The organism is Streptomyces sp. NPDC045021 (genome assembly GCF_056432645.1).
This window is the reverse complement of the sequence record NZ_JBWKIQ010000001.1, coordinates 1,519,955-1,546,212: the sequence shown is the minus strand read 5'-3', so window position 1 is coordinate 1,546,212 and position 26,258 is coordinate 1,519,955. Positions and strand designations below refer to the sequence as shown.

The following is a 26,258-nucleotide window of genomic DNA, read 5'->3' as shown; positions in this document are numbered from 1 at the left end:
GGCCCCGCAGCCTCAGTGCGTGCTGTACTCGGCGAGCGCCAGCCGCAGCGTCTCCTCCATGAGCTTCACGCCGACGGCGATGCACTCCTCGTCGACGTCGAACCTGCCGCTGTGCAGGTCGTAGGCGGTCGCCCTGCCGCGGGGCCGCACCCCGAGCCGGGCCAGGCCGCCGGGGACGGATTCCAGGTACCAGGCGAAGTCCTCGCCGCCGAGGCTCTGCGGGGTCTCGTAGCGCGCTCCGGGTTCGAGCGCCGACGTGACGGCCGCGTCGAACACCCGCATCGCGTCCGGGTCGTTGGTCACCGCGGGCGCCACCTGGTTGAAGTCGGCGGTGAAGGTCACGCCGTACGGGGAGACGATCGCCGCGGCCAGCCGCTCGAACAGTTCCGGCACCAACGCCCACGCCTCCCGGCTCAGCGACCGCACCGTCCCCAGGGACGTGACGCGCTCCGGCCGGCCGTCGGCCCCCGGCACGCTGTTCACCGTGCCGAAGACCGCCGAGGCCACCATGGCGGCCCCGGCCGGCAGCGCGTTCTGCAGGGCGGTCGGGAGGTCCGTGATGAGCTTGGCCATCACCATCACCAGGTCCGCGGGATGGGCTCCGGGCGCGGTGCCGGCCGCCGGCTGCGCGATCGAGAGGTCGAACGCGGTCAGGCTGGAGGTGATCGGCCCGGTGCGGATCCCGACCCGGCCCACCTCGCCCGCGGGATCGCAGTGCAGGGCGTAGATGACGGCGACGTCCTTGAGCACCCCGGCCGCGATGGCGTCGTGGGCGCCGCTGGGGACGGCCTCCTCGGCGGGCTGGAAGATGAACCGGGCCCGCCCCTCGACCGCTTCGGGCGCCTTGGCGAGCTCCAGCGCCACCCCGAGCATGATCGTGGTGTGCACGTCGTGCCCGCAGGCGTGACACGTCCCGGGCCGGGTCGACCGGTAGGGGACCTCCTTCTCGTCCGCCACGGGCAGCGCGTCGATGTCCGCGCGCAGCGCCACGAGCGGGCCGCGGCCGTTCCCGATGTCGCAGTACAGCCCCGTGCCGCCGGGAAAGACCTGTGGCGCGAGACCGGCGGCCGTGAGCTGCTCGGCGATGAAGGCGGTGGTGCCGAACTCCTTGCGCGCCGTTTCCGGGTGCGCGTGGATGTGGCGGCGGATCTGCACCAGGCGGTCGAACCTGTCGGGATTCATCACTATCCAGTTCAGCGGTGACGGAGGTCGAAGCGCGGACGCTCGCTGCTCGACGGCGTTATCGTATGCGAGCCCGCCGGGCTGCCGGGTGCGGTGCGCCGGGACGGTAACTCCCCTGCACGGAACGCCTGTTGGGGCGCCTGGTGCCGGGGAGAGCCGTGCGGGAGCCGGCGAGCCGGGTGATCCGACGGGCGGATATCCCGCGAAGGTGTGAGCGCCCGGCTGTCAGTGCGATTCCTCCGGGGCCACCGGCCGGACCGGGAGCCGGTCGAGGACGATACCGAAGGACTCGCGGTAGGCGGCGAGCAGTTCGTCCTGCGCCAGGTCCCGTTCCTGCCGCTCGTCGCCCTGCGTGGTGATGAAGGAGGCGCCGCTGAGGGTGATCCGGCCGGTCGGGGTGAGCAGTGAGCAGACCAGCGACTGCGTGAAGTGGGACGCGGGGGAGGTGCGCTGCCACCAGCAGGTGGGGTCGAAGTCGGCCAGCTCGCGGGGGCGTTGCTCCAGCCGGTACTGGGGTTCGCCGTCCTGGAGGATGTCGAGGTCGCCGTCCGGCGCGTCGACGACACGGAAGACACCGCTGGGGTCCGACTGGTCCTCGCGGCTGTCCAGTCGGAGCGGGTGGTGGGTGAACCTGCCGAAGCCGACGTCCACCAGCCAGGGGCCGGAGGCCTCGACGCGCAGCGCCATGTGGTCGAAGGGCGGCCCGAGGACGCCCTCCTTGTTGAAGACCCGGGCGGCGAGCAGGCTCACGGGGTAGCCGAGCTCCGACAGCAGCGCTCCGAACGCACCGTTGAGTTCGTAGCAGAAACCACCCCGCCGGGCCCCGACGACCTTGGCGAACAGCGCCTCCTCCGTCAGCACGATCTCCTCGCCGAGATGGATCGAGAGGTTCTCGAACGGCACGGCGAGCAGATGGCGCAGTTGCAGCTCACGCAGCGCGGCCGTGTCGGTGACGGCGGGGCGGGCGGCCCCGATGCGCGAGAGGTAGGCGTCGGCCTGTGATGCGTCCATGACGTAGTTATCCCTCAGTGATCCACCGAGCGCCAAACCGATTCGGACAGACCCGTCACAGGTGGTGCCGTTGGGCCCGCTTGGACCGTTCGTACTCGGCGCGGGCCCGGCGCGCCGGGGGGCGGTCGGAGACCTCGGCGACGGCCACGTCCCACCACGCGCCGGAGGCCGGTTCGCCGCCGGTGGCCGGCCCGGTCTCGACGTACACCGCCGTCGCACGGGCCGAGGCGCGGGCCGTGGCCAGCGCCTCGCGCAGCTCCTTGACGGTGCGGGCGGTCAGCACGTCCAGCCCGAGGCTGGCGGCGTTGGCGGCCAGGTCGATGGGGAGCGGATCACCGGTGAAGGTGCCGTCCGGGGCCCGGAAGCGGTAGGCGGTGCCGTAGCGCTCGGCGCCGACGGAGTCCGACAGGCCGCCGATGGAGGCGTAGCCGTGGTTCTGCACGATCACGAGGTTGATGTTGATGCCCTCCTGGACCGCGGTGACGATCTCGGTGGGCAGCATCAGATACGTGCCGTCGCCGACGAGGGCGAACACCTCGCGGTCGGGCGCGGCGAGCTTCACCCCGATGGCGGCGGGGATCTCGTATCCCATGCAGGAGTAGCCGTATTCGACGTGGTACTGCTTCGGGTCGCGGGAGCGCCAGAACTTGTGCAGGTCGCCGGGGAGCGAACCGGCCGCGTTGATGACGACATCGCGGTCCTGGAGCACCTCCTCCAGCGCGCCCAGTACCTGGGTCTGCGAGGGAAGGCTGTCGCCCGCGTCGCCGCCCGGCCGGAAGACGGCGTCGGTGGCCCGCTGCCACTCCGCGACGCCCCGGTCGTGCCGGGACAGGTCCACCCGGTGGCCGGCGAGCGCGGCGGTGAGTGCCTCGATGCCTGACCGGGCGTCCGCGACCAGGGCGGTGCCCGCCATCTTGTGCGCGTCGAACGCGGTGATGTTGAGGTTGACGAAGCGCACGTCCGGGTGGGCGAACAGGGAGTTCGAGGCGGTGGTGAAGTCCGTCCAGCGGGTGCCGATGCCGAGGACGACATCGGCCTCGCGGGCGGCGGTGTTGGCCGGCGCGGTGCCGGTGTGGCCGATCCCGCCCAGCGCCTGCGGGTGGTCGAAACGCAGCGAGCCCTTCCCGGCCTGCGTCTCGGCCACCGGAATGCCGGTGGCGGCGGCGAACTCGCGCAGCGCGTCGGTGGCTTCCGAGCCGATCACGCCGCCGCCCGCCACGATCAGCGGGCGTTCGGCGGAGCGCAGCAGCTCCGCGGCCTCGTGCAGCGCCGCCGCGTCGGGCTGCGGACGGCGTACGTGCCAGATCCGCCGCTCGAACAGCTCGGCGGGCCAGTCGTACGCTTCGGCCTGGACGTCCTGGGGCAGCGCCAGGGTGACCGCGCCGGTGTCCACCGGGTCGGTCAGTACGCGCATCGCCTGCAGCAGGGAGGGCGCGAGCATCTCCGGGCGCCAGATCCGGTCGAAGTAGCGGGAGACCGGTCGCAGCGTGTCGTTGACGGAGACGTCGTACGCCCACGGCACCTCCAGCTGCTGGAGCACCGGATCGGCGGGGCGGGTCGCGAACACGTCGCCGGGCAGCAGCAGCACCGGGACGCGGTTGATGGTGGCCAGCGCCGCGCCGGTGACGAGGTTGGTGGCGCCGGGTCCGATGGAGGTGGTGCAGGCCATCGTGGACAGCCGGTTGTTCATCCGGGCGAAGCCGACCGAGGCGTGCACCATCGCCTGCTCGTTGCGGCCCTGGTAGTACGGCATGACGTCATGCCCGGTCTGCAGGAGGGCCTGGCCGACTCCGGCGACGTTGCCGTGGCCGAAGATGCCCCACATCCCCGCGATCAGACGGTGGCGTACGCCGTCCCGCTCGGTGTACTGGACGGTGAGGAAGCGGACGAGGGCCTGGGCGACGGTGAGCCTGACGGTGGTCGTCATGGGCGCGGTTCCTCCACGGATGCGGTCTCCACAGGTGCGGTGTACAGCGGCAGTCGCGGGTCCACGGACTGCGCGGCCCAGCTGCCGCGTACCCAGGCGTGGGCGGGGTCGTCACAGATCAGCCAGGCCCGGTCGGCGCCCGGCCCGGCCATCACGTTCAGGTAGTACATGTCGTAGCCGGGGACGGCCATACTCGGGCCGTGCCAGCCGTCGGGGATCAGTACGGCGTCGCCGCCTCGCACTTCGGCGAGGACGTCGGTCCGCCCGGCGCCGGAGGGGTAGACCCGCTGGTAGCCCATCGCGTCCGGGCCGCCGGCCAGCTCGAAGTAGTAGATCTCCTCGAGCTCGGACTCCGTCGCGGTCGCCTCGTCGTGCTTGTGCGGCGGGAAGGAGGACCAGTTGCCGCCGGGCGTGAGCACCTCGACCGCGATGAGCCGGTCGCACGCGAAGACCCCGGCCGCCGCGAAGTTGTTGACCTGGCGGCTCGCGCCGCCGGCGCCGCGCAGCTCCACCGGCACGCCGGAGGCGGGCCCGTAGCGGGCCGCGAGCCGCCGCTCGCAGCGGGCTCCGGCGAGCGCGAAGCGGCCGCCGGCCGGAGCGGTGATCACCGCGTGCGCGTCCCGCGGCACGTACGCGAAGTCGCTGACGCCGCTGAACACATCGCGCCTGCCGCGTACTTCGAAGACCTGGTCGTCGACATCAACCGTGCAGCCGCCCGCCAGCGGCAGCACGATCCACTCGCTGTCACCGCTGTCCAGGGTGCGCAACGCACCGGGCGCGAGCGTCAGGATCCGCAGCGAGCTGTATCCCCACCCGGCGCCCGCCGGGTCCACCCACAGGTCGTAGCCGTCGCGGGCGGCGCTCGCGGCCGGTACGTGCCCGGACAACCGCGCGGGCCCGTCGTCCGGGGTCATCGGGTCGTCCGGCGTCATCGGGCGCTCCCCGGCGTGGAGGGGCTGCGGTCCACCAGCGACACGGCGGTGTCGACGGCCGTCGCCACATCGCCGTCGTCCGGGAAGAGCATCGTGCGGCCGAGGATGAGACCGCGCACCTGCGGTATGCGCAGCGCCTTCTGCCAGGCCGCGTACCGCTCGTCGGGGCCGCCGGTGCCCTCGCCGCCGAGCAGCAGGGTGGGCAGGGTCGTCGAGGCCATCATGCGCTCCATCTCCTCGACGACCGGGACCTTGAGCCAGGTGTACGCGGAGGTGCTGCCCAGGCCCTGGGCGATGTTGTTGACGTAGATCTGCGCGTCGGGCTCCAGGATGTTGACGACCCGCCCGGCCACCCGGTGGGTACGGAACGGCTCGACGAGCGCCAGCAGCCGGCGGGCGGCCAGCGCGTGCACGGCGTGCGAGCAGCCGGCCAGCGTGTCGGCCGTGCCCGGGTCCTCCGGGTCGATGCGCAGCAGCACCTTGCCGCCGTCCAGGCCGGCCGCGGCGATACCGGGCGCGTCGTAGCCCGTGAAGCGGTCGTCGAGCTCGAAGGACGCGCCGGGCAGCCCGCCGCGGTTCATCGACCCCAGGACGAGCTTGCCGTCGAGGGCGCCGAGCAGCATCAGGTCCTCGACGAGGTCGGCGGTGCCGAGGAAGCCGTCCACCCCCGGGCGCGCCAGCGCCTCCACGCACCGCGCCAGCAGCTCGTGCCGGTCGCCCATCGCCGTCGGGTCGCCGCCCGCCGCGACCGCGCCGCGCGCGGGGTGGTCGGCGGCCAGTACGAACAGCGGGCGGGCGAGGCGTGCCGGGTCGAAGGGCGTGCGCTGCGCGCAGGCCAGCCGGATCGCGTCCGGCGCGGACGCCCGCAGCCGGGTGATCTCGTCGACCGAGGACGCGAGCGGCGCGGGGCGCCGGTCGGGCGCGGGCGGCTGAGCCTCGGGAACGGGCGCGAAGGGCCGGGCGGGGCGGGAGTCGGCGGTCATACGCGGGACCTCTTCGTGTCGGCGTTGATGGCCGCGGGGGCCGCTCGTCGCGCCTGTCGCGCGAGCAGCGCCTCCACCTCGGAGAGGGTCGGCATGGCGTCCGCGCAGGCGTGCCGCGAGGCGACCAGCGCGCCCGCCGCGTTCGCGGTGCTGATCACGCGGGACAGCGACCGGCCGGCCAGCAGGCCGGCGCACAGGGCGCCGCCGAAGGCGTCACCGGCGCCGAGGCCGTTGACCACCTCGACCGGTACCGGCGGGAAGGAGACGCTCTCGGACGCGGTGCGGGCCAGTACCCCGTCCGGTCCCTGCTTGACGACGGCCAGGCGCACTCCCCGGCCCAGCAGCAGTTCCGCGGCCCGGTCCGGATCGCTGGTGCCGACCGCGACCTCGGCCTCCTCGCGGTTGCCGACCGCGACCGTCGCGTACCGCAGGGCCCGTGCGTACAGCTCCGGCGCCTCGGCCGGATCGGCCCAGAAGCCGGGCCGCCAGTCGAGGTCGAAGTACACCTCGCGGCCGGCCCGTTCCTCCAGCGCGGCGAAGAGGGTGGAGCGGGTCGGCTCGACGGCGAGCGCTGAGCCGGTGATCCACAGCACCCGGGCGTCGCGGACCGCCGCGCGGTCCAGCTGTGCCGGCTCCAGGCACTGGTCCGGGGCGACGGGGCGCCGGTAGAAGTAGAGCGGGAAGTCGTCGGGCGGGAAGATCTCGCAGAACACGACCGGGGTCTGCAGCCCCGGCACCGTGGTCACCAGCGCGTCGTCCACCCCGAAGCCGCGCAGCGCACCGCGCACGTACCCGCCGAACGGGTCGTCCCCGACGCCGGTGAGGACCGCCGTCCGCAGGCCGTAACGGGCCGCGGCCACCGCGACGTTGGTCGCGGTGCCGCCGAGGTACTTGGCGAACGTGCGGACGTCGGCGAGGCCGACGCCGGTCTGCTCGGGGTACAGGTCCACGCCCACCCGGCCGACGGTCACCACGTCGTAGGGGGCGCTTGTAGTGTCCGGGGTGGCCGGTCCCCGCGCGGTCTCCGGGGCGGTCACAGCGCGGCCAGCCATTCCAGGCCGGCCCGGACGTCGTCGACGGGACCGGCGCCGGGCGGCGGTTCCTCGGCGAGCACGGCGTCCTGCTCCATGACGTACCAGCCCGGGTACCCCGCGTCCTCCAGGGCGCTGATGAGGGCGGCGAGATCGATGTCTCCCTGCCCCAGCGGCCGGTACATCCCGGCGGAGACGGCCTCGGTGTACGTGGTGCGGCCCTCCCGCACCGAGGTGGCGGAAGCCTCGTCCACGTCCTTGAGGTGGACGTGGACCACCCGGCCGGCCGCCCGGCGGGCGAGTGCCACCGGGTCGGTGCCGCCGACGAGCAGATGCCCGGTGTCCAGGCAGAGCCCGGTCCAGCTGCCCTCCAGGACCCGGTCGACGTCCTCCGGGCTCTCCACCATCGTGCCGACGTGCGGATGCAGGGCGGCGGTGATTCCGGCGGCCACGGCGAGCGACGCGACCCGGTCGAGGTTGGCCAGCAGCGTCTTCCAGCCGAGCGCGTCCAGTTCGGGGCGGGCGTCGTAGCCGTCCTGCCCGGTGGCGGCGGCGAGCACCAGGATCCCGGCGCCCGCCGCGGTGAAGTCGGCCAGCGCGGCGCGCACCGCCGGCAGCGGATCGGTCGCCGGATCGTGCAGCACCACCGGTACGAAGCCGCCGACGGCCCTCATCCCGCGCGCCGCGAGCAGCGGGCCCGGCAGGAAGCCGTCGGGCCCGAACTCGGTCGCGGTCAGCCCGAGCGCCGCCATCTCGTCCAGGACCCGCTCGGGCGCCAACTGGTGTCCCCAGCCCGGCACTTCGCACACGCCCCAGGAGATCGGCGCCGCGGCCACCCGGTCGGGCCTCATGCGCTCACCTCCGCGGTGCGTGGTGCGGTCCCGGCGAGCAGGTCGGCGCGCGCGGCGATCTCGGCGACCGCGACCGGCCGCCGCTCGCGCCGTGACACCTCGCACGCCTCGGCGACGAGCAGGGCGCGCAGCGCCTCGCCGCCGGGGCAGGGGTTGGCGCTCTCGCCGCGCGCCACGTGGACGAAGGTGTCCAGCTCGGCGCGGTAGGCGGGGGCGAAGCGCTCCAGGAAGCCGGGCCACGGAGCGGGGACGCCGCTCGCGGCGCCGGGCTCCACGGAGGTGACGGGGGTGCGGGCGTCGACGCCGACGGCGATCTGGTCGTCGGTGCCGGCCAGCTCCATCCGTACGTCGTAGCCGGCGCCGTTGTAGCGGGTCGCGGTGGCGGTGGCGAGCACGCCGCCCTCCAGGGTGAGCAGGGTCGCCGCGGTGTCGGCGTCGCCCGCCGTGCGGAAGAAGTCCGCACCGCCGTTGGCGCCGATCGCGTAGACCTCCAGGATCTCGCGGCCGGTGACCCAGCGCAGGATGTCGAAGTCGTGGATCAGGCAGTCGCGGTACAGGCCCCCGGAGAGCGGGATGTACGCGGCGGGCGGCGGCGCCGGGTCGGAGGTGACGGCCCGTACCGTGTGCAGCCGGCCGAGCCGGCCGGACCGTACGGCCTCGCGCGCCGCCTGGTAGCCGGCGTCGAAGCGCCGCTGGAAGCCCATCTGCAACGTGGTGCCGGCCGCTTCGACGGCGCGCAGCGCGGTCACGGTGCCGGCCAGGTCCAGGGCGATCGGCTTCTCGCAGAAGGCCGGTAGGCCCGCCCGTGCGGCCCGTTCGATGAGCGTGGCGTGCGCCGCGGTGGCGGAGGCGATGACGACCGCGTCGACACCGGAGGTGAAGACGGCGTCCACCGAGTCCGCGGCGGTGGCTCCGGTCAGTGCGGCGACCTCGGCGGCCCGGCCGGGGTCGGCGTCCGCGATGAGCAGTTCACCGACGTCCGGGTGTGCCCGTAGCGCTTCGGCGTGGAAGGCCCCGATCCGACCGGCGCCGAGAAGTCCCATTCGCATACCTGGCCCTGCCCCTTCCAGGAAGGTGATCCTCCGGAGGCCGCCGCCGAGCGGACTCGGCGCCTCCGGCTGATACGGCTTGCGTGCCCTGCGGGACCAACCTCCCGCGTGCCGTCGCCGCCTGTCAATAGTTTGTCCGGACATACGGACTTCCCGTCATGGCGGGCTGCCGATACGCTCCCATCGTGCCCAAGCCCGACCCTGCTCCGCTCCGTCTCAGCGTCGACCGCTCGAGCCCGGTCCCGCTGTACTTCCAGCTTGCCCAGCAACTGGAGAGCGCCATCGAGAACGGCGGGCTCGCCCCCGGCAGCCTGCTGGGCAACGAGATCGAGCTGGCCGGCCGGCTCGGCCTGTCCCGGCCCACCGTGCGCCAGGCCATCCAGTCCCTCGTCGACAAGGGCCTGATGGTGCGCCGCCGCGGTGTCGGCACCCAGGTGGTGCACAGCCAGGTCAAGCGCCCGCTGGAGCTGAGCAGCCTTTACGACGACCTTCTCGCCGCGGGTCAGCGTCCCGCCACCCGAGTGCTGAGCAACGCCGTCGGGCACGCCTCCGCGCAGGCCGCGGCCGCGCTCGGGGTGCCGGAGGGCAGCGACGTCGTGGTGGTGCAGCGGCTGCGCCTGGCGCACGGCGAGCCGATGGCGCACCTGACGAACTACCTCCCGCCCGATCTGCTGCCGCTGAGCACCGTGGACCTGGAAGCCACCGGCCTCTACCGGCTGATGCGCGGCTCCGGCATCACCCTGCACAGCGCCCAGCAGACGGTCGGCGCCCGGGCGGCGACCGCCGAGGAGGGCCGGCTGCTGGCCGAGCCGGAGGGTGCTCCGCTGCTGACGATGGAGCGCACCACGTACGACGACAAGGGGCGGCCGGTGGAGTTCGGATCGCACGTCTATCGGGCCTCGCGGTACGCGTTCGAGTTCCGGCTGCTGGTCCGTACCTAGGCACGAACGTAAGAATGTCTGTACAAACTCTTGACGCTGCACCCCGGCCCCGGTTAGAAACCACCCCGTGCCGTACACCGGACCGGACCCGGGCGGCCGGAGGAAAAGGCGGACCCACGATGGCACGCAGGCGTACAGCTCTGTCCGCGGCGGCACTCGCGCTGGCGATATCGCTCGCCGCCGCCGGATGCAGCAGTTCCGGGGGCAAGAAGACCGAGGAGAAGGACGCCACGAGCTCGGTGAACGGGGCCGGAACTCCGCAACTCACCATCGCCATGGTCACCCATTCGGGTGAGGGCGACACCTTCTGGGACATCGTCCAGAAGGGCGCGAAGCAGGCCGCGGCGAAGGACAACGTGAAGTTCCTCTACTCCAACAACAAGGAGGGGAACGAGCAGGCCCAGCTCGTCCAGACCGCGATCGACCAGAAGGTCGACGGGATCATCGTGACGCTGGCCAAGCCCGAAGCGCTCAAGGCGGTGCTGCAGAAGGCCGTCCAGGCCGGCATACCCGTCATCAGCATCAACTCCGGCTCCCAGTTCTCCGCCGCCTACGGCGCGCTGAGCCACATCGGCCAGGACGAGGCGGTGGCCGGCGAGGCGGTCGGCGACGAGATGACCAAGCGCGGCCTGAAGAAGGCGCTGTGCGTCATCCACGAGCAGGGAAACGTTTCTCTCGAACAGCGCTGCGACGGCGCCGCGAAGACCTTCAAGGGCTCAATGCAGAAGCTCTACGTCACCGGCACCAACATGCCCGACGTGCTCTCCTCCGTCACCTCAAAGCTCCAGGCCGACAAGTCGATCGACGCCATCCTGACCCTGGGCGCGCCCTTCGCCGCCACCTCCGTGCAGGCCGTCAAGCAGACCGGCGCCAAGGTCGAGGTCGACACCTTCGACCTCAACGCGGCCGTGGTCAAGCAGCTCAAGAGCAAGGAGGTCGGCTTCGCCGTCGACCAGCAGCCGTACCTCCAGGGGTACCTCGCGGTGGACGAGCTGTGGCTCTACAAGACCAACGGCGACACCATCGGCGGCGGCCGCCCGGTCCTGACCGGCCCCGCCCTCGTCACGGACAAGGACGTACCGCAGCTGGAGAAGTACACCCAGCGCGGTACCCGATGACAGCGGCAGCGCCCCCCTTGACAGATACTTGGGCCGCCGGGGCTGATCATCCAGCCTCCGGCGGCACCGGGATCCGCAGGGAAGGGCAAGGCTTCGTGGCGATGGCTAAGACGGGGACGCGCGCGATCGGCGCACTGCTGGCGGCGGTGCTCGGAGCCTCCCTGGCGGGGTGCAGCAGCACGGGCGGCAAGCGCGCCGAGGAACGGGCCGCGCAGTCCGCGGGCGGCGGCTCCGGCGTCGACACGCCCAAGTGGACCGTGGCCATGGTCACCCACTCGGGCCCCGGCGACACCTTCTGGGACATCGTGCAGAACGGTGCCAAGCAGGCCGCCCGCAAGGACAACATCAAGTTCGTCTACTCCAGCAGCAACCAGGCGAACGAGCAGGCGCAGCTCGTCCAGGCCGCCATCGACCAGCACGTCGACGGTCTGGTGGTCACCCTCGCCAAGCCCGACGCGATGAAGGATGTCGTCGCCAAGGCGGTCAAGGCCGGTATCCCCGTCATCACCATCAACTCCGGCTCCGACCAGTCCAAGAGCTTCGGGGCGCTCAGCCACATCGGCCAGGACGAGAAGATCGCCGGCCAGGCCGTCGGCGACGAGCTGGACAAGCGCGGGAAGAAGCACGCCATCTGCGTCCTGCACGAGCAGGGCAACGTCGGCCACGAGGAGCGCTGCGCCGGGGCGAAGGACACCTTCGCCGGGACGATGGACAACCTCTACGTCGACGGCACCAACATGCCCGACGTGCAGTCCACGATCCAGGCCAAGCTCCAGGCCGACAAGTCCATCGACGCGGTGGTCACCCTGGGCGCGCCCTTCGCCGCCACCGCCATCAAGGCCAAGCAGCAGGCGGCGAGCCCCGCCGAGGTCGACACCTTCGACCTCAACGCGCAGGTCGCCAAGTCACTGGCCGCCGGCACCATCGGCTTCGCCGTCGACCAGCAGCCCTATCTGCAGGGCTACGAGGCCGTCGATCTGCTCTGGCTATACCGCTACAACGCCGACGTCCTCGGCGGCGGGAAGCCGGTGCTCACCGGCCCGCAGATCCTGACGCAGAAGGACGCCACCGAGCTGCAGAAGTACACCGAACGGGGGACGCGATGACACCGGCCACCACACTGGAGAAGCCCGGAGGTCAGGACAGCCCCGACCCCGGAGGCAAGGCCTCCGACGACCGTCTGGTGCACCGCTCGCTGGCGCGCCGGCTGATGGGCCGCCCCGAACTGGGCTCGGTCGTCGGCGCCGTGGCCGTCTTCATCTTCTTCTCCGTCGCCGCCGACTCGTTCCTGCAGTGGTCCAGCTTCGGGACCGTGCTGTACGCCGCCTCGACCATCGGCATCATGGCGGTGCCCGTCGCCCTGCTGATGATCGGCGGCGAGTTCGACCTGTCGGCCGGTGTGATGGTCACCAGCTCCGCGCTGGTCGCCTCGATGTTCAGCTACCAGATGACGGCGAACGTCTGGGCGGGCGTGGCGGTGTCGCTGCTGGTCATGCTGGCCATCGGCTTCTTCAACGGGTTCCTGCTGACCCGCACCAAGCTGCCCAGCTTCATCATCACGCTCGGCACCTTCCTGATGCTCACCGGACTGAACCTGGGCTTCACCAAGCTCATCAGCGGCACGGTCAGCACCAAGTCCATCGCCGACATGGAGGGCTTCGAATCGGCGCGGGTGCTCTTCGCCTCGCAGCTGACCATCGGGGACATCGACCTGAAGGTCACCATCCTGTGGTGGGCGGCGCTGGTCGCCATCGCCACCTGGGTGCTGCTGCGCACCCGCGCCGGAAACTGGATCTTCGCCGTCGGCGGCGGCGCGGACGCCGCCCGCGCGGTCGGCGTCCCGGTGGTGCGCACCAAGATCGGCCTGTACATGGCGGTCGCGTTCTGCGCCTGGATCTCCGGCCAACATCTGCTCTTCTCGTTCGACGTGGTGCAGTCGGGCGAGGGCGTCGGAAACGAGTTCCTCTACATCATCGCGGCCGTCATCGGCGGCTGTCTGATGACCGGCGGCTACGGGTCGGCGATCGGCTCCGCGGTCGGCGCGTTCATCTTCGGCATGACGAGCAAGGGCATCGTGTACGCCCAGTGGAATCCGGACTGGTTCAAGTTCTTCCTCGGGGCCATGCTGCTGCTGGCCACGCTGCTGAACGCATGGGTCCGCAAGCGGGCGGAGGCGACCGCATGAGCGCGCTGGTGAAGCTCACCGACGTGAGCAAGTTCTACGGCAACATCAGGGCCCTGGAAGGGGTCTCCCTGGAAGTGCACCCCGGCGAGATCACCTGCGTCCTGGGGGACAACGGCGCCGGCAAGTCCACCCTCATCAAGATCATCTCGGGTCTGCACCAGCACGACGCGGGCACCTACGAGGTCGACGGCGAGCCGGTCCGCCACACCTCGCCGCGCGAGGCCCTCGACCACGGCATCGCGACCGTCTACCAGGACCTCGCGGTGGTGCCGCTGATGCCCGTGTGGCGGAACTTCTTCCTCGGCTCCGAGCCCACCAAGGGGCGCGGCCCGACCCGCCGGCTCGATGTGCGCACGATGCGCGAGACCACCCGCGGCGAGCTGCTGCGGATGGGCATCGACCTGCGGGACGTGGACCAGCCCATCGGCACCCTCTCCGGCGGCGAACGGCAGTGCGTCGCGATCGCGCGCGCCGTCTACTTCGGCGCCAAGGTGCTGGTCCTCGACGAACCGACGGCGGCGCTCGGCGTCAAGCAGTCCGGCGTCGTCCTCAAGTACGTCGCCGCCGCGCGCGACGCCGGACTCGGTGTGGTCCTGATCACCCACAACCCGCACCACGCGTTCCTGGTCGGTGACCGGTTCGTCCTGCTGAAGCGGGGCGCGATGGCCGGGAGCTATGCCAAAACGGGCATTACGCTGGAAGAACTGACCCGCCAGATGGCGGGCGGCAGCGAGCTGGAGCAGCTCAGCCACGAGCTCGCCCGCGAGGGCTGACCCAGCCCGCGCTGCGCGGGGTACGTCCTCGGTGCGGCACAATCGGCACGACAGCCACCGATCCGGAGACGACCCTTGCCAGCAGCGTCACGCAGCGACCGATCAGCATTCCAGCGCAAGGGCGCGGCCCGTGCGACGGTGCTGCAGACCGTCGGCCGCCGGGAGCGCCGCTCCCATCTGACGGCGCCGAGGGTGCCGACGGTCGGCATCGACATCGGCGGCACCAAGGTGGCGGCCGGCGTCGTGGACCCGGACGGCAACATCCTGGAGCAGCTCAGGACCGAGACGCCCGACCGGAGCAAGAGCCCCAAGGTCGTCGAGGACACCATCGTCGAGCTGGTCCTCGACCTGTCGGAGCGGCACGACGTGCACGCGGTCGGCATCGGCGCCGCCGGCTGGGTCGACGCCGACCGCTCCCGGGTGCTCTTCGCCCCGCACCTGTCCTGGCGCGACGAGCCACTGCGCGACCGGCTGGAGGAGCGGCTGCTGGTGCCGGTCATGGTCGACAACGACGCCAACACCGCGGCCTGGGCGGAGTGGCGCTTCGGCGCGGGCCGCGGCCAGGACGACCTGGTGATGATCACCCTCGGTACCGGCATCGGCGGCGCCATCCTGGAGGACGGTCACGTCAAGCGCGGCCGCTACGGGGTGGCCGGCGAGTTCGGCCACATGCAGGTCGTCCCCGGCGGCCACCGCTGCCCCTGCGGCAACCGCGGCTGCTGGGAGCAGTACAGCTCGGGCAACGCGCTGGTCCGCGAGGCCCGCGAGATGGCCGCCGCCGAGTCGCCCGTCGCGTACGGGATCATCGACCGGGTCGGCGGCAACATCGGCGACATCACCGGACCGCTGATCACGCAGCTGGCCCGCGAGGGCGACGCCATGTGCGTCGAGCTGCTCCAGGACATCGGCCAGTGGCTCGGCGTCGGCATCGCCAACCTCGCCGCCGCGCTCGACCCCTCCTGCTTCGTCATCGGCGGCGGCGTCAGCGCCGCCGACGACCTGCTCATCGGCCCGGCCCGGGACGCCTTCCGCCGCAACCTCACCGGGCGCGGCTACCGCCCCGAGGCCCGCATCGTCCAGGCCGAGCTGGGCAACGAGGCCGGTCTGGTCGGCGCCGCCGACCTCGCCCGGCTGGTCGCCCGGCGCTTCCGCCGCGCCAACCGGCGCCGCGTCGAGCGCTACGAGCGCTTCGGACGGGCGGTGGGCCGATGAGCATCGACCGCCCGCACAGCAGACCGCTGCGCCAGGTACCCCGCTGGGTCCAGTGGACCGTCGTCCCGCTGCTGATACTGGTACCCGTCGGCTATGTGATCGTCTCCGCCGAGCAGAGCCGCGACAGCGGCCAGGACAAGGAGGAGTCGGCCGCCGCCAAGTACCTGACGTGGGACTGGCCCACCCTGGTGCAGCGCCGGATATACCAGGTGCCGATCCCGCTGGACTGGACGCGCAAGATCGCGTACATGGAGACGAACAACTGGGACACCAGCGTGCTCTATGTCCAGTTCACCCCCACCGCGGGCGGCCTCGACACCTTCCTCGCGCAGGTGGGCACCAGCCGCTCCGAGCTGAAGCCGGGCGACGTCACCATCACTCCCGACCAGGCGAAAGTGCCCGGGTGGTCCTTCCCCTCCGGCCACGACTGGGCCGGGGTGTCGCTGACCCAGCACGGGGACAAGCCGGACCACGACATCACCGTCGACCTCAGCGACATGGACCATCCCATCGTCTACGTGGCCTCCACGATCAACTTCTGACGATGTGCGGAACCCCCGCCGGTGCAGCTCGGGCGGGGGTTCTGTGTGTGGCGGCAGTGCGGCTTCTCGACTGTGCGGGTCACGTGTTGATGGCGCAGGATCCCGTAGCGGACGCCTTGTGTGACGTCACGCCTCAGCTGACCGGTGGGGCGTCACCGGTGGCCGCACTTTCCGACGCTATGGGCGCCAGTCCGCCTCCAGGTCATGGGAGTCGGCCTTGGTGAGTTGTTTCAGTGCGGTGCCGTCGGCCCGTACCAGGAAGAGGTGTTCGGGGTCCGCGTCGTCGGTACCGCCTCTGGTGAAGACCAGGCGGCTGCCGTCCGGGGACCACGAGGGGTTCTTGTCGTTGAGGCGGGCCGCGGTGATGCGGTGCAGTCCGGTGCCGTCGGGGCGGACGACGTAGAGGTGGGCGAAGCCCGAGGAATCCACGCGGCTGAAGGCGATCCAGCCGCTGTGCGACCAGTCGGGTGTCCAATCGTGGGTGCCGGACCCGGTGACCGCCGTCTGGGCCAGGGTGGAGAGCCGGATCCGCATCACCTTGCTGTGTCCGCTCGCGTCCGCGCGGTTGAACGCCAGGTACTTGCCGTCCGGGGACCACGTCGGGTGGAGGTCGTCCGCCGCGGTGTGGGTGAGCCGGGTGGCGGGGGCGCCGTCGATGTCGGCCACATAGATCTCGCGCTGGGTGCCGACAGGCTTGGCGTAGGCGATCCGCTTGCCGTCCGGGGACCAGGCCGGGTCGGAGGCGCCCTTGGTGCCAGGGACGGCCTTCAGGTCGCCGCCCGTGGTCTTCATCGTCCATATGCCGTCGATAGCGCCACCGGATCCGTAGCGGACGAAGGCCACCCGCTTGCCGTCCGGGGACCAGCTGGGCATCACGTCGCTGACGGTGGAGGTGTGGGTGAGCTCGACGGGCGTGCCGCCACTGGAGGAGATCGCGTAGAGGTCTTCGACGGGCGCTGCCGCGGTGTAGCGGGCGAAGACGATCGCGTGGTCCCCCGCCGCCCCCGCCGCGCCCGCGTCTCCTGCGGCGCCGAGAGTCAGCGGTACGGCCATGGCGAACGCCGTGGCCGTCACCGCCGCCCAGCGGCGCCGCGTTGTGCCGTTTCCGCCGGTCCTGTCGATTCTCCGAGCGCTTCCGACGGTTCTGCCGTTGTCGGTGCGGTGTTGTTGGCGCGTCAAGGTGTCCACCCCGATCCCTCCCCACAGCCCGCTGCGGGCTGCTCCGGCGGGTAAACATCCCACTCGGTGGGGTTGGGGGGGAAGCTGCGGCACCCGGCGGTACGAGCCCTGTGACACGTTCCGTACACCGCTGTCACAAGCGATGCGGTTCGGCCGGCGTCCCTGTCGTTGTCCAGTGATCCGGGGTCCGGCGCGGCAGCGCTCCCCGCGCGATTGTCAGACCCCGCGCCTAGCGTGAGAACCGAGACGGGTCACCTCGTACACGACAAAGGAGTCGATCGATCATGGCTGAGTTCTCCGAAGGCACACCTTGCTGGGTGGACGCGATGTTCTCCGATATGGAGGGCGCGAAGACCTTCTACGCCGACGTCCTGGGCTGGACCTTCGGCGAGTCGAGCAGCGAGTACGGCAACTACACGCAGGCCTACTCCGACGGCAAGGCCGTCGCGGCCATCGTGCCTCCGATGCCGGGACAGGAGGGCCAATCGCAGTGGTGTCTCTACCTCTCCTCGCCCGACGTGGCGGCCACCGCCGAGAAGATCAAGGCGGCGGGCGGTGAGCTGGTCATGGAGCCGATGCAGGTGGGCTCCTTCGGCTCGATGGCGATCGCGAAGGAGCCGAGCGGCGCGGTGTTCGGCGTCTGGCAGCCTGGCGACCACAAGGGCTTCGAGAAGCTCGGCGAGCCGGGCTCGTACTGCTGGGCCGAGTTCTTCTCGCGCGACGTTGCCAAGCCGGACGCGTTCCTTCCGCAGGTCTTCCCGTACGGGACCCAGCAGATGGACCTCGGTGACTCCCCGGAGGCGGCCGGGATGGACTTCAAGGTCTTCAGCCTGGGCGGCCCGGAGAACCCGGTGCTGGGCCGGATGAACATGGGAACCGACTTCCCGCCGGAGATCCCCTCGTACGTCCAGGTCTACTTCGCCGTCCCGGACTGCGACGAGGCGGTCGCGAAGACGACCGAGCACGGCGGCAAGCTCCACTTCGGCCCGATGGACAGCCCCTTCGGCCGTTTCGCGGCCGTGGCGGACCCGCAGGGCGCGGCGTTCGCCGTGATCGACATGTCGAAGACGGTCGGCGAAATGCCGAAGTTCGCCTGACGGGAGCCGGACCGGCCGAGGGGCGGGGCCCCGGGGACACTCCCGGCGCCCGCCCCGGGGGCGGGTGACCAGCCACTTCCCGTCACTCGTTAGCGTGAACCCGGTGAGCGACCAGAAGACCCTCCAGCACCGGCTCGACGGCCCCGAGGACGCCCCGGTACTCGTACTCGGCCCCGCCCTCGGCACCACCTGGCACAGGTCGTAGATCGTGTTTTATGCGGTCCAGAGGCATCCCAGGATCCTCAGACAGCGATGGCCCGGCTGTGAATGGTTACGGCGGGGCTCCGATCGGGACGGTCATGGCGGTGGCCTCGGCTTCGGTATCGGGGCTCACGGGGATGTCGGGGGTGCGGAACCAGTCGAGGAAGCCGAGGGCTGCTCCGGGGATGACCAGGTAGGCCAGCAGGACCAGAAGGGCCTGGGTGGTTCCGTGGCCGTCGAAGTAGATCGTGTCGTGGAGCAGGACGTAGCCGTTGCGGGGCGGTAGGTACGGTCCGATGGCCCGCCAGAAATCCGGAAGGTACGGCACACCGTTCGCTCCGCCGGAGGAGGGGTTGCCGAAGAGAATGATCACGACGAGGGTGACGAGTGTTCCGGCGGCTCCGAGGAGCTTTTGCAGTACAGCGGCGGTGGCGGCGACTGCGGCGATGATGAGCGCCAGAATCGGCCAGACGATCCAGAATTTACTCATGGGGAAGCCCTGGAGCCATGGGCCCGCGATGAGGGCGATGGCCAGTCCGGCGATCAGGGCGAATCCGAGGAGGATGACTCCCCGCCACCGCCCGGTGGCCGTCCCGGTCGCCGCTTTGAGCATGGCCGCACTCGCGTAGCCACCGACGAGCAGGGGAACCAACATCAGCGAGACCACGAGGTTGAAGGGGTCCTTCTTCGCCAGCTGAGTCGGCGCGTACTGCTCGACCTTGACCTGCTGTCCCATGCTCTTCGCGGCAGACTGGAAGTGCGCGGCGAGGTCCAGGGGGGCGATGTCGCTCTTGGTGGGTACGACGATCAAGGTGTTCGAAGACGGGACGAACGCTCCGTAGAGCTTGGATTGGTTGATCGCATCCTTCGCGGCGGATTCGTTCGGGTACTGAGTCACTTTGAGTGACAGTTGCTTCTCGACCGCGGTCACGATCGGGGAGGATCCGGTCACGCCGAGCGGAAGGTCGGTAGCGACGGGCGCGTGCCCGGAGCTGATGTAGTTCAACGCGAACAGGCATTGCACCAGGGCGGCGAGAGCCAGCGCGACGACGATCCGCACGGCGTTCTTCGCTGGCGCATCCGCGGCCGGTGCGTCTGTCTCCTTGCCCGAAGGAGGCGGAGCCGTCGTCTTGACCAGGCGCCATCTGCCCAGGTAGCCGACGATGAGCGCCCCTACCAGTGCGTACGCGCCGAGAATGAGGGCGGGCGTGAGGATGTGGTTTCCGTGGAAGTACAGGATGTTGCGGATGATGGTGACGGCGTTTTGGGGCGGGAAGAAGGCGCCGATGTTCTGCCAGTAGGTGGGCAGGAGGGAGAGTCCGGAGCCGCCGGCTGATGCTCCGCCCACCACGACGAACAGGACTACCACCAGCAGTGTGCCAAGGGCTCCGACAAGGCGCTGGAGGGCAGCCGCCGCCAAGGTGACAGCGGCGGATACGAGCATGAAGCAGGGCAACAGCGGCCAGAAGTGGCTGTTGGAGAAGGCGCCGATGCCCGGCCCGGCGATGAGGTCGGTCAGGAGGGCGCCGACGGTCGCGTAGCCGAGCAGAATCGCCACCCGCCATGGCGCGGCCGCTGTCCGGGTCGTTTTGAGCAGCAGCAAGGCCCCGAGGTAGCCGCCGATGAGCAGGGGCAGCAGGAGCAGCCCCGCCACACCGCCGAGCCGATCGCTCTGCGGCAGTGCATTGACGGTTTGCACCGTCACCGGCCTGCCCAGCTTCTTGGCGGCGAGCGCGAACGCTCCTTCCAGTTCGACGCGGGCAAAGAAGCTTTTGGCCGGGACCACGATCAACGTGTCGCTCGTCGTGCCGGGGATGTAGGCGCCGTAGACCTTGCTCTGGCCAATCGCGTCACGCACGGCGGATTCGTCCGCGTAGCTGATGGTGTTGAGCGACACCTTCGACGTCACCGCGTTGACGACCTTGGACGAACCGGTCACGCCGAAGGGCATGTTGCGCGGAAGCAGAAGCTGAAGCGCACTGATGAGGCAGAGCGCCAACAGGCTCTGCAGGATGAGTACGATCCCGAGCGCGACCAGGACTTTCCTCACCATGTGCACGCTGCCCGGCCCATACCGGCCGCGGGCTGCCATGAGCGGCTGGTGACGCGGCGGTGCTCATGCTTGACGCTCGGCCGCGGACACTGCTGATCGGCCCGCGCATCTACCACCCGGATCTCGCCCATACCGACATGCTGAGGTCCTCTGGACCAACGGGCATCTGGAGGGGCGCAGACGGGTTACGGGGGACCCCGAATTCCGCCGTCTCCCCGACCCTCAGGGCTTGACCCGCCTGGGTGACGTGCCCGGAGGAGATACGGCCGCGTGGCGTGCCAGTCCCTCTGCCTGCCGTGCGGGGTGCTTTCGTCGGGGTGCCAGCCACACAAGGGTTGTGTGCCCGCCCTTGCGGGCCGGCCGACTTCTGGCCTTCTCACGCGCGTCGCGCGATTTTCGGCCGGCGCGCCGTCCGAAACGCCGAGGAAGACATCGTGGTGGCAGCAAAAGTCCGGGCCCGGAGGCCGGGAGCCCCGTTTCGGGGCCGTAGAAAAGATAACGGCGGGTCGCCGGGCTGTTCGCCGCCCGCGCCCTGGGGACTTCAGCCACGGCCGGCGATCCTCGTCGTCGAGTGGGCGGCCTGCGGCCACCACCATGAGCCGCTCCGGGCGTTCTGGCACCGTCCATGCCTCGCAGAGATTGTTGCAAGTGGCCCTGTCCATCGAAGAATCGAACAAGTTCGGTCCCTAACAGTGTGATTCATCGTCCGGATCCGGTTCCATCGCTTGTGGTTCTTCGCCAAGCGCTGAGCCTGTTCCGTGGTGGTCCACTGTCCGGAGTGGTTGTAGGCCGCGTTGCGTGCCGCCCGCTCGCCTGCCTCACACGGTAGACCGCGGATCCTTACGCGCTGCCGTAGGGGAGCAGAGCCATTCGCGGGCGTTCTTGATGGCTGTGGCGAGGCCCCTGGCGTCCAGGTCGTTAGTACAGTGGCGCGCTCAACCTGGACGCCAGGGACCACGCCCGCTCCACGGTGTGTGAGCCGAAGGCAGACGGGAGGGGAGCTTGGGTGAGTGGTGGGTTGAGGCGAGGGGGCTGGGTGCGTCAGTAGCCGGTGCCGCCCTTGACCTGGGCCCGCTCGATCCCGTGCGTCGCACCCTTGTCGTCCAAAGTGCGACACGCGTCGGCAATGTCTTGGGTCAGGCGATCGATATGCTCGCGGCTCAGGGTCTCCTTGACCAGGGCACGCAAGATCTTCACCCGCTCCGCGTTGGGCGGGAGCGTGTACGCCGGCACCATCCAGCCGCGCTCGGCCGAGAGTTGCCAGGCGACGTCGGACTCGTCATAGGCGTTCTTGCCGGCGAGACGGAAAGCGACCAACGGCAGCTGCTCGAGGTCGCTCCCGATCACTTCGAAGCGGCCGCTGCTCCGCAGGTTGTCCGCCAACACGTGGGCGTTCTCCTGCATCATCTTCATGACGTAGGTGTAGCCCTGGCGACCGAGCCGGATAAAGTTGTAGTACTGCGCGAGCACCATCGACGAGCCGGTAGAGAAGTTCAGCGTGAACGTCGCGTCGGTCTTGCCCAAATAGTTCTCGTGGAACACGAGGTCCTTGGGCAGGTCAGACTCCTCGCGGAAGACCAGCCAGCCGATGCCGGGGTAGACCAGGCCGTACTTGTGTCCCGAAACGTTGATCGAACGGACCTGCTCAAGCCGGAAGTCCCATTTCGAGTCCGGGTAGAGGAAGGGCCACACGAACGCGCCGCTGGCTCCGTCAACGTGGATCGGGATGTCGAGGTCCCGCTCCTTGCGGACGTCCCGCAGGAGCTTGTCGATCCCGACGACGTCGTCCTTGTGGCCGGTGAACGTGGTGCCGAGAACGGCGACGACGCCGATCGTGTTCTCGTCGAGGTGAGGCTCCACGTCCTCCGGGCCGATCGTGTACTTGCCCTCGGCAAGTGGCACGATCCGCGGCTCGACGTCGAAGTAGCGGCAGAACTTCTCCCACACAACGTGGACATCCCCGCCGAAGATCAAGTTGGGTCGGTCGACCGACAGATTGGCCGCCTGGCGGCGCTCCCGCCACTTCCACTTCAGCGATAGCGCCCCGAGCATGATCGCCTCGGACGAGCCCTGGGTCCGACATCCGGTTGTCTTGCCCGGCGCGTTGAAGAGGTCGGCGAGCATGCGCACGCAACGCTGCTCGATTTCGGCGGAAATCGGGTACTCCGCATGGTCGATGAAATTGCGGTGGAGATTCTCGGCGATGATCCGTTGCGCCTCCGGCTCCATCCAAGTGGTGACAAACGTGGCGAGGTTGCGCTGCGGGTCACCCTCCATGGCGAGGTCCACATCCAGCAGCCTCATTGCGTCCGTCGCGGCCATGCCTTCCTCGGGGAAGGTCTCCGAGGGGGCGGGCGCGGTCAAGAATCGGTTGCCGAAGAGGGCAGCGTCATCACGCTTAGTCATGTGACGATTCAAACAGCGCCGGTGCCTGCCTCGGCGAGGGACACGCCGAGGCAGAACAGCGAGGCTCTGTGAGGCGTGCGTGCGGCGGCCGGAGCGGGGCGGAAACAGGAGTGGCGGCCCGGACGACGGGCCACGCTTGCGCGGTGCGTACCTTGACTAGATGTCTGAGCTGCGGAGACCTCTGGGACGCCATCGGCCTCCGGAGTCGCGTGAGCTGGGCGCTGGCGCACCCTCATCGGCGCTCCGCTGCCAACGGCTGCTGCAACGCCTCGGGAAGCGTGGACTGTCGCGCGACACCGTGCCCTGTGCCATCACACTGCCCCATCACCTCGTCGTTGCAGGGGAGCGCACATCCTCGTGCGGGAGCGTCTTCTTCTTTCGGACAGTCCCCGCCACGTCGGTGACGGAGAAGTGGGAGACCTGTGAGACGTGGGAGCGTGAGCGGGTGAGTGAGACGGCGGCTGAGGCCCTGCAATACCGCCTTGACCAGCTAGAACACGCACCAGTCCTGATGACGCCGCGCTGTCCTGCCCAGTCCCGAGAGCTGGCCCGCGGCTGAGCCGATTCACGGTTGAGGGAACGAAATCCGCCGCGCGGAGCGGCTCCGGATGAGCCGCGAGCTGGTCAGGGCTCCCGGCGCCGTGCTCGCGGGCGGCACGCAGGAGGTCCACTGCGTACAGGAGGTGGTCGGCTGTCTCGGTGGTGAGGTAGGCGAGCTGTTTGAGGCGCACCAGCGCGTCCTGCACCTGGTGGGTGTGGTGCAGGACGCTGACCGGGCCCCGCCCGTATCGACGCCAGCCACTACACCTACGACCCGGCCGGCAACCTCACTTCCACCTCCACCTCCACCACCAGCGGCCAGGACGCGGCCGCCAGCACCTACACCCAGTGCTTAACCACCGACGCACTGCGCCGCATCACCCAGGTGTGGACCGCCACCGACAAGTGCGCCACCACCCCCACCAGTAGCTCATCCGCCACGGTCGGCGGACCGGACACCTACTGGACGTCCCATGCCTACGACCCGGTTGGCAACCACACCACCGAAACCCAGCACAAAAACAGCGTCCGGCCCCGCCGCCGATGTCACTCGCGCCTACAAGGCCCCCGATGCCGGCAAGCACAACCTGCCCGGCGTTCAGCGTCACGGCTCCGACGTCGCCACCTATGGTTACGACGACGTCGGCAACACCAAGACGCTCAAGGCCGGCACGGCCGCCCAGCGAGACCTGGCCTGGGACCCTGAAGGCCACCTCGAAACCGCCACCGTCAACCGCGTCCGCGACCGAAGCCCTCGCCGTCATCCGCGCCTGATGGGAGTTGCGGAGTCGGGGAATGCTCGGTTCCGTAACCGGCAGGGGGTGAACACGTCGGCTGCGACTGCCACACGAGCTCCGTTTCACGAATGACCGCGTACCGCTAGGAGCTCGGTCACCGCGAGGATTTCAGGGCCTCCGCTGTCCGTGAGGTTCCCGCATGCGAGGGAGTGATCGCCCAGTTCACCGTCTGGTGGGCTGGGCGAAGCGGTCGCAGCACCACGAAAGTATGTTTGATATAAGTGGTCTTTACGTAATCTTGGCCGTCGGCGTAGCAACGGCCGTCGAGCGCAAGGACTCACGTGATAACTGGGCAGCCCCTCGGGGACCAGGCCGCCGCTACGCCCGAAACCGCGGCCAGTGGTGTCCTACCACAGCAGGCTGTCGAGTCGGCCGCTGAGGAGGAGGCTCCCCGCAAGAAGGTAGCCGGCGGGCGCTACCTCGCCGTCGACGGGCTACGAGGGATCGCGATCCTGTCGGTCCTGCTGTACCACACCAACTGGTTCACTAACGGGCTGTTCGGCGTGGACGCCTTTTTTGTTCTCTCCGGTTTCCTGGTCACGCTGCTGCTCATCCGCGAAATGGAGAAGTCGGGCCGCATAGCTCTGGGCCGCTTCTATCTCCGACGCTTCAAACGCCTGATGCCGGGCCTGGCGATCACGCTGACTGTTGTTGTGGCCCTCGGGTACGTGTTGAGCCCGCTACGGGAAGCGGTTCAGCTCAAGAACCAGGGTCTGGCCGCGCTCCTGCAGATCGCCAACTGGGCGCAGGCGGCTCGTGGAGACGCCTACTGGGATCAGTCCGGGGCGATAAGTCCGCTGTCTGCCATGTGGTCGCTGAGCATTACTGAGCAGTTCTACGTGGTCTGGCCACTGGTGATGGGGCTGGCGTTCTTCGTTTTCCGCCGCAGGGTGTTGCCCGTGGCGGTGGTGACCGGCCTGCTCTTCGCCGGCTCGGCCTTGGTTGCCCCGTGGTTGTGGAACGGCCAGAACAGCGATGCGCTGTACCTGGGCACTCACACTCGCGCAGTTGCCTTCGTGGCCGGCGCGCTAGCGGCATTTGTCGTGCATCTGGCGCAGCGCCGCACTCTTCGCCGTAGTGCCGAGCCCCTGGCTGCAACTGTCGCTGTGCTCAACCTGGCCGCGCTGGCCGCGTTCGCGGCCGTGGTGTATTACAGCGTTAAGGTCAGCACATATCACGACCCATGGCTGTATCGGGGTGGCCTGGCCCTCGTGGCGTCTCTCGTCGCCCTGCTCGCCGCGGCTTTGTGCGTCGATCGCGGCCCAGTGGTCAAGGTGCTGTCCTTTGGCCCCCTCGCCGAGATCGGGCAGATCTCCTACAGCATGTACCTGCTGCATCTTCCGGTGTACTGGCTGTTGCTGCATGCCTGGCCGGACCTGAAGCCCTATGCGCTGTTCGTGCTCGGCACAGGGCTTACGTGGCTCCTGTCGATGATCATGCACTACTCCATCGAGCAGGTTCGGAACCGCGATTGGCGCGCCTCGCGGGCTGTCCCGCTCTTCGCTGCGGCGACCCTGGCAATCGGGTCCGGCGCCTACTATTTGCCGGCGTTCATCGAGCATCAGATGCGGCCTGACGGAAAGCAGTTGGTACTCACTCTCGGCGACTCAATGGCCGAAGACTTCGCCACCACGTTGTCCGCGCACGGCAACCGATATGCCGTCGTCGACGGCGGTCAGGGCGGCTGCGGCGTCATGTCGCCGGACCAGGTGCGCGACCGGGTGAACAAGGTCCTCAAGAACTGGGACTCGTGCCGTGACTGGCCACAGTTCTGGGCGAACAAGCTGGCCGATTCCGGGCCTGACGCCGTTCTCATCCATGTGGGGTGGGACGCTGCGGAGCAGCAGGTCGGAGGCACGTGGCTCTCCGCGTGCGACAGCGCGTATCGCACACGCTATCTCCAGCAGTTGGGCACCGCGGTGGACATCGTCAGTCGGCAGGTTCCCCGGGCGAAGATCCTGCTGATGAACGAGCGCCGGTCGAACGGCGCGATCACCACGCAGTGGGGCACCTGCTTCAACAAGGTCGTCGCCCAGTACGTGCGCACCGCGCCGAAGAGCGTCACGCTCGTTGATCTGGACCACTATCTGTGCACTGCCGACGGTTGCCGGGTGACGACCGACAAGGGCCAGCGTCTGTACCCCGACGGCGATGGCGTGCACCTGACCGGTGCAGGCATGGGGCAGGTCGCGCCATGGCTGGAGAGTCAGATCAGCGCGGTACTGCCCGCCGCCAAGTAGCGACGGGC

At 69.9% G+C, this 26,258-nt stretch carries 21 protein-coding genes and 1 pseudogene; 11 read left to right on the top strand and 11 right to left on the bottom strand.

Annotated features, from left to right (window positions below; translation table 11 throughout):
• Window positions 1-12: 12 nt before the first annotated feature.
• From AC07DC_RS06875 to AC07DC_RS06840, 8 genes are all read right to left on the bottom strand, one after another.
• Entirely contained in the window at window positions 13-1,182 is a 1,170-nt protein-coding gene (locus tag AC07DC_RS06875; protein ID WP_478912487.1) for an amidohydrolase, read from the bottom strand.
• A 225-nt stretch (window positions 1,183-1,407) separates the two neighbouring features.
• The gene (locus tag AC07DC_RS06870; RefSeq protein WP_478912485.1) at window positions 1,408-2,193 is read right to left on the bottom strand and encodes an arylamine N-acetyltransferase family protein; all 786 of its coding nucleotides are present in this window, start codon (window positions 2,191-2,193) and stop codon (window positions 1,408-1,410) included.
• A 55-nt stretch (window positions 2,194-2,248) separates the two neighbouring features.
• Window positions 2,249-4,120, bottom strand: a complete 1,872-nt coding sequence (gene iolD / locus AC07DC_RS06865) for a 3D-(3,5/4)-trihydroxycyclohexane-1,2-dione acylhydrolase (decyclizing) (RefSeq protein ID WP_478912483.1) — start codon at window positions 4,118-4,120, stop codon at window positions 2,249-2,251.
• Window positions 4,117-5,052: a 5-deoxy-glucuronate isomerase gene (iolB, locus tag AC07DC_RS06860; protein WP_478912481.1), complete on the bottom strand. Its 936-nt coding sequence runs from the start codon at window positions 5,050-5,052 to the stop codon at window positions 4,117-4,119. Before iolB ends, iolD begins: the two co-directional genes overlap by 4 nt.
• Window positions 5,049-6,035 (bottom strand): Cgl0159 family (beta/alpha)8-fold protein, encoded by a 987-nt coding sequence (locus AC07DC_RS06855; RefSeq protein WP_478912479.1) that lies wholly within the window; start codon window positions 6,033-6,035, stop codon window positions 5,049-5,051. Before AC07DC_RS06855 ends, iolB begins: the two co-directional genes overlap by 4 nt.
• Complete coding sequence (gene iolC / locus AC07DC_RS06850) at window positions 6,032-7,072, bottom strand: 5-dehydro-2-deoxygluconokinase (protein WP_478912477.1); 1,041 nt, start codon at window positions 7,070-7,072, stop codon at window positions 6,032-6,034. Before iolC ends, AC07DC_RS06855 begins: the two co-directional genes overlap by 4 nt.
• Window positions 7,069-7,917 carry a TIM barrel protein gene (locus AC07DC_RS06845; RefSeq protein WP_478912475.1) on the bottom strand — a complete coding sequence of 283 codons (849 nt, stop codon included), beginning with the start codon at window positions 7,915-7,917 and terminating at the stop codon, window positions 7,069-7,071. The genes iolC and AC07DC_RS06845 overlap by 4 nt, the downstream gene beginning before the upstream one ends.
• A complete protein-coding gene (locus AC07DC_RS06840) occupies window positions 7,914-8,966 on the bottom strand; it encodes a Gfo/Idh/MocA family protein (protein ID WP_478912473.1) in 1,053 nt (350 codons plus the stop codon). Before AC07DC_RS06840 ends, AC07DC_RS06845 begins: the two co-directional genes overlap by 4 nt.
• A 158-nt stretch (window positions 8,967-9,124) precedes the next feature.
• Between AC07DC_RS06840 and AC07DC_RS06835 the strand changes: the two genes are divergently transcribed.
• The 7 genes from AC07DC_RS06835 to AC07DC_RS06805 all read left to right on the top strand — a co-directional run bounded on the left by AC07DC_RS06835 (window position 9,125) and on the right by AC07DC_RS06805 (window position 15,737).
• Window positions 9,125-9,907 carry a GntR family transcriptional regulator gene (locus AC07DC_RS06835; RefSeq protein WP_478912471.1) on the top strand — a complete coding sequence of 261 codons (783 nt, stop codon included), beginning with the start codon at window positions 9,125-9,127 and terminating at the stop codon, window positions 9,905-9,907.
• Between the two features lie 119 nt (window positions 9,908-10,026).
• A complete protein-coding gene (locus AC07DC_RS06830) occupies window positions 10,027-11,025 on the top strand; it encodes a sugar ABC transporter substrate-binding protein (RefSeq protein WP_478912469.1) in 999 nt (332 codons plus the stop codon).
• 95 nt (window positions 11,026-11,120) lie between these two features.
• The gene (locus AC07DC_RS06825) at window positions 11,121-12,131 is read left to right on the top strand and encodes a sugar ABC transporter substrate-binding protein (RefSeq protein WP_478912467.1); all 1,011 of its coding nucleotides are present in this window, start codon (window positions 11,121-11,123) and stop codon (window positions 12,129-12,131) included.
• A gap of 104 nt (window positions 12,132-12,235) precedes the next feature.
• On the top strand, window positions 12,236-13,210 hold the full coding sequence (locus AC07DC_RS06820) for an ABC transporter permease (protein WP_478912651.1): 975 nt from the start codon (window positions 12,236-12,238) through the stop codon (window positions 13,208-13,210).
• Window positions 13,207-13,983: an ATP-binding cassette domain-containing protein gene (locus AC07DC_RS06815; protein WP_478912465.1), complete on the top strand. Its 777-nt coding sequence runs from the start codon at window positions 13,207-13,209 to the stop codon at window positions 13,981-13,983. Before AC07DC_RS06820 ends, AC07DC_RS06815 begins: the two co-directional genes overlap by 4 nt.
• 75 nt (window positions 13,984-14,058) lie before the next feature.
• Window positions 14,059-15,195, top strand: coding sequence for an ROK family glucokinase (locus AC07DC_RS06810; RefSeq protein ID WP_478912463.1), 1,137 nt, complete (start codon window positions 14,059-14,061; stop codon window positions 15,193-15,195).
• Window positions 15,192-15,737 carry a hypothetical protein gene (locus AC07DC_RS06805; protein ID WP_478912461.1) on the top strand — a complete coding sequence of 182 codons (546 nt, stop codon included), beginning with the start codon at window positions 15,192-15,194 and terminating at the stop codon, window positions 15,735-15,737. The genes AC07DC_RS06810 and AC07DC_RS06805 overlap by 4 nt, the downstream gene beginning before the upstream one ends.
• Before the next feature lie 177 nt (window positions 15,738-15,914).
• Here AC07DC_RS06805 and AC07DC_RS06800 read toward each other — a convergent pair whose 3' ends face one another.
• The gene (locus AC07DC_RS06800) at window positions 15,915-16,925 is read right to left on the bottom strand and encodes a hypothetical protein (protein WP_478912459.1); all 1,011 of its coding nucleotides are present in this window, start codon (window positions 16,923-16,925) and stop codon (window positions 15,915-15,917) included.
• A 275-nt stretch (window positions 16,926-17,200) separates the two neighbouring features.
• Here AC07DC_RS06800 and AC07DC_RS06795 point away from each other — a divergent pair, with 275 nt between their 5' ends.
• The gene (locus AC07DC_RS06795; protein ID WP_478912457.1) at window positions 17,201-18,013 is read left to right on the top strand and encodes a VOC family protein; all 813 of its coding nucleotides are present in this window, start codon (window positions 17,201-17,203) and stop codon (window positions 18,011-18,013) included.
• A gap of 103 nt (window positions 18,014-18,116) precedes the next feature.
• Window positions 18,117-18,209, top strand: a pseudogene (locus AC07DC_RS06790) (3-oxoadipate enol-lactone hydrolase); the annotation flags it as partial.
• 75 nt (window positions 18,210-18,284) lie between these two features.
• Here AC07DC_RS06790 and AC07DC_RS06785 read toward each other — a convergent pair.
• The gene (locus AC07DC_RS06785) at window positions 18,285-20,267 is read right to left on the bottom strand and encodes a hypothetical protein (RefSeq protein ID WP_478912455.1); all 1,983 of its coding nucleotides are present in this window, start codon (window positions 20,265-20,267) and stop codon (window positions 18,285-18,287) included.
• Between the two features lie 1,041 nt (window positions 20,268-21,308).
• Window positions 21,309-22,673, bottom strand: a complete 1,365-nt coding sequence (gene gad, locus AC07DC_RS06780) for a glutamate decarboxylase (protein ID WP_478912453.1) — start codon at window positions 22,671-22,673, stop codon at window positions 21,309-21,311.
• Window positions 22,674-23,686: 1,013 nt separating this feature from the next.
• On the opposite strand from gad, the gene AC07DC_RS06775 reads away from it, so the two are divergent.
• Together AC07DC_RS06775 and AC07DC_RS06770 are read left to right on the top strand one after the other, a co-directional pair.
• Window positions 23,687-24,082 (top strand): hypothetical protein, encoded by a 396-nt coding sequence (locus AC07DC_RS06775; RefSeq protein WP_478912451.1) that lies wholly within the window; start codon window positions 23,687-23,689, stop codon window positions 24,080-24,082.
• Window positions 24,083-24,291: 209 nt separating this feature from the next.
• Window positions 24,292-26,250, top strand: a complete 1,959-nt coding sequence (locus AC07DC_RS06770) for an acyltransferase family protein (protein ID WP_478912449.1) — start codon at window positions 24,292-24,294, stop codon at window positions 26,248-26,250.
• Window positions 26,251-26,258 lie beyond the last annotated feature (8 nt).

Excerpts from the sequence above, each read along its gene's own strand:
- AC07DC_RS06830 (WP_478912469.1), top strand. The coding sequence starts at position 10,027 with ATGGCACGCAGGCGTACAGCTCTGTCCGCGGCGGCACTCGCGCTGGCG.
- AC07DC_RS06805 (WP_478912461.1), top strand. The coding sequence starts at position 15,192 with ATGAGCATCGACCGCCCGCACAGCAGACCGCTGCGCCAGGTACCCCGC.
- AC07DC_RS06875 (WP_478912487.1), bottom strand. The coding sequence starts at position 1,182 with ATGAATCCCGACAGGTTCGACCGCCTGGTGCAGATCCGCCGCCACATC.
- AC07DC_RS06785 (WP_478912455.1), bottom strand. The coding sequence starts at position 20,267 with ATGGTGAGGAAAGTCCTGGTCGCGCTCGGGATCGTACTCATCCTGCAG.
- gad (WP_478912453.1), bottom strand. The coding sequence starts at position 22,673 with ATGACTAAGCGTGATGACGCTGCCCTCTTCGGCAACCGATTCTTGACC.
- AC07DC_RS06835 (WP_478912471.1), top strand. The coding sequence starts at position 9,125 with ATGGCGGGCTGCCGATACGCTCCCATCGTGCCCAAGCCCGACCCTGCT.
- AC07DC_RS06795 (WP_478912457.1), top strand. The coding sequence starts at position 17,201 with ATGGCTGAGTTCTCCGAAGGCACACCTTGCTGGGTGGACGCGATGTTC.
- AC07DC_RS06815 (WP_478912465.1), top strand. The coding sequence starts at position 13,207 with ATGAGCGCGCTGGTGAAGCTCACCGACGTGAGCAAGTTCTACGGCAAC.
- AC07DC_RS06845 (WP_478912475.1), bottom strand. The coding sequence starts at position 7,917 with ATGAGGCCCGACCGGGTGGCCGCGGCGCCGATCTCCTGGGGCGTGTGC.
- AC07DC_RS06855 (WP_478912479.1), bottom strand. The coding sequence starts at position 6,035 with ATGACCGCCGACTCCCGCCCCGCCCGGCCCTTCGCGCCCGTTCCCGAG.
- AC07DC_RS06870 (WP_478912485.1), bottom strand. The coding sequence starts at position 2,193 with ATGGACGCATCACAGGCCGACGCCTACCTCTCGCGCATCGGGGCCGCC.
- AC07DC_RS06775 (WP_478912451.1), top strand. The coding sequence starts at position 23,687 with ATGCCTACGACCCGGTTGGCAACCACACCACCGAAACCCAGCACAAAA.
- iolB (WP_478912481.1), bottom strand. The coding sequence starts at position 5,052 with ATGACGCCGGACGACCCGATGACCCCGGACGACGGGCCCGCGCGGTTG.
- iolD (WP_478912483.1), bottom strand. The coding sequence starts at position 4,120 with ATGACGACCACCGTCAGGCTCACCGTCGCCCAGGCCCTCGTCCGCTTC.
- AC07DC_RS06820 (WP_478912651.1), top strand. The coding sequence starts at position 12,236 with ATGGGCCGCCCCGAACTGGGCTCGGTCGTCGGCGCCGTGGCCGTCTTC.
- AC07DC_RS06840 (WP_478912473.1), bottom strand. The coding sequence starts at position 8,966 with ATGCGAATGGGACTTCTCGGCGCCGGTCGGATCGGGGCCTTCCACGCC.